The 2,376-nt window shown below is 47.9% G+C and carries 2 protein-coding genes; both read right to left on the reverse strand.

Annotated elements, in window-relative coordinates; translation table 11 throughout:
* Positions 1–63: 63 nt before the first annotated feature.
* On the reverse strand, positions 64–870 hold the full coding sequence (locus BUB38_RS15545; protein WP_073161640.1) for an Rpn family recombination-promoting nuclease/putative transposase: 807 nt from the start codon (positions 868–870) through the stop codon (positions 64–66).
* Between the two features lie 387 nt (positions 871–1,257).
* Entirely contained in the window at positions 1,258–2,076 is an 819-nt protein-coding gene (locus BUB38_RS15550; protein WP_073161641.1) for an Rpn family recombination-promoting nuclease/putative transposase, read from the reverse strand.
* Between the last annotated feature and the right edge of the window lie 300 nt (positions 2,077–2,376).

A 2,376-nucleotide genomic window follows, 5' to 3' on the forward strand; every position in this document is an offset into this window, starting at 1 on the left:
TTTTTTTCAGAGTGTCATCCTGAACGCAGCCGTAGGCAGAGTTGAAGGATCTAGATGTCAAAATCACTGCATTTCTTTCTGCAGTCCAAGAACTTCTGCTTCGGAAAGGCCTGAATACCTGCAAATTCTTTCAATAGGTTCGTTATCAGCAAGCATCCTACGCGCGACAGCCACCTTTTCTTCGCCCCGTGTTTCTGCCCGACCCTTCTCAAGTCCCTTCTTGTAGCGAATGTTCAGTTCCTGTTCGAGAGTCATATAAGCCTTCTTTGCGACTGGGTCCTTGCGATACCGCTCCACAAACGCGTGAATCCGCTTGATCCTTTCGGATTCGTACTTCTGCGTTGCGAAATACTGCATGTACTCGCGAGTAACCTCATCCGTGACTTCGCGGTACTTACTAAAGATATAAAAATTCTTGTAGCAAAGGTCTCCCAGCAAAATGTTGGGGTCGGTTTCCTCGCGATTCTGGAACTGATACACCGGCTTGCCCGCCTTGAAAATATCCTCGGGGCAGAGAAACAAGATGTACTGTTCCTTGAGTTCATCGTAATTGACTCCCTTGCCCAAAGCATCCAAATCAAGCATCCCCTGGTAATACCTGGCGCGCTTGGGCAGTTCACTGGTGTCGATCATCTGCAACTCGATATCGAAAGAGCGGCCGTTTCCGGAATCACCCTCCCTTGCCTGCACATCCAGGCGTACACTCTTGTGGAAGGGATCCTCCTGGAGGGTGGCCTCGGAAACCACGCTGATCTTTTCGATGTCAATCTTCAGGATGTCCTGCAGGAAATCCTGCGCGATATCCGCATTGCTAAAAACCTTTGCGAACATGAAGTTGTCACAAATTGTCAATTCCTCGTATTTCTTCATATGTTGTTTTTCGGGACTTGCTCTTGCGGGTGTCAGGCGGTTATATCCCCTCGCTCCTGCCGGGTCCCGCAAAAATTATTTTCCTTCCCGTTCTGCGACATCGGCACTCGTGAGCCGACTAGCCTGCGTTTCCCACACGCAAACCTGCAACGCCGTCGAAAGGATTTTTTCTTGCGGTGACAAATATAAACTAAGGCATTTCTTGCAGTCAAGGGCTGTAACTTAGGGCTGTTCATTATGAAAACAGTTGTTTGCACGATTTCACAATTTGTTAACAACAAGTGCTAACTATATAATAAAAGCTGATGGTTCAAAAACCACCAGCTTTTTTCAGAGTGTCATCCTGAACGCAGCCGTAGGCGGAGTTGAATGATCTAGATGTCAAAATCACTGCATTTCTTTCTGCAGTCCAAGAACTTCTGCTTCGGAAAGGCCTGTTGCTGTAGAAATGTCCTTAACGGACATTTTCATTTTGAGAAGATTGCGTGCGATAATCGCTTTTTCTTCGCCCCGTGTTTCTGCCCGACCTTTCTCAAGCCCTTCCGCAAGTCCCTTCTTGTAGCGAATGTTCAGTTCCTGTTCGAGAGTCATATAAGCCTTCTTTGCGACTGGGTCCTTGCGATACCGCTCCACAAACGCGTGAATCCGCTTGATCCTTTCGGATTCGTACTTCTGCGTTGCGAAATACTGCATGTACTCGCGAGTAACCTCATCCGTGACTTCGCGGTACTTACTAAAGATATAAAAATTCTTGTAGCAAAGGTCACCCAGCAAAATGTTGGGGGCGGTTTCCTCGCGATTCTGGAACTGATACACCGGCTTGCCCGCCTTGAAAATATCCTCGGGGCAGAGGAACAAGATGTACTGTTCCTTGAGTTCATCGTAATTGACTCCCTTGCCCAAAGCATCCAAATCAAGCATCCCCTGGTAATACCTGGCGCGCTTGGGCAGTTCACTGGTGTCGATCATCTGCAACTCGATATCGAAAGAGCGGCCGTTTCCGGAATCACCCTCCCTTGCCTGCACATCCAGGCGCACACTCTTGTGGAAGGGATCCTCCTGGAGGGTGGCCTCGGAAACCACGCTGATCTTTTCGATGTCAATTTTCAGGATGTCCTGCAGGAAATCCTGCGCGATATCCGCATTGCTAAAAACCTTTGCGAACATGAAGTTGTCACAAATTGTCAATTCCTCGTATTTCTTCATATGTTGTTTTTCGGGACTTGCTCTTGCGGGTGTCAGGCGGTTATATCCCCTCGCTCCTGCCGGGTCCCGCAAGAATTATTTTCCTTCCCGTTCTGCGACATCGGCCCTCGTGAGCCGACTAGCCTGCGTTTCCCACACGCAAACCTGCAACGCCGTCGAAAGGATTTTTTCTTGCGATGACAAATATAAACTAAGGCATTTCTTGCAGTCAAGGGCTGTAACTTAGGGCTGTTCATTATGCAAACAGTTGTTTGCACGATTTCACAATTTGTTAACAACAAGCGCTAACTATATAATAAA

It is taken from the genome of Fibrobacter sp. UWH5 (assembly GCF_900142505.1).
Lineage (GTDB): Bacteria > Fibrobacterota > Fibrobacteria > Fibrobacterales > Fibrobacteraceae > Fibrobacter.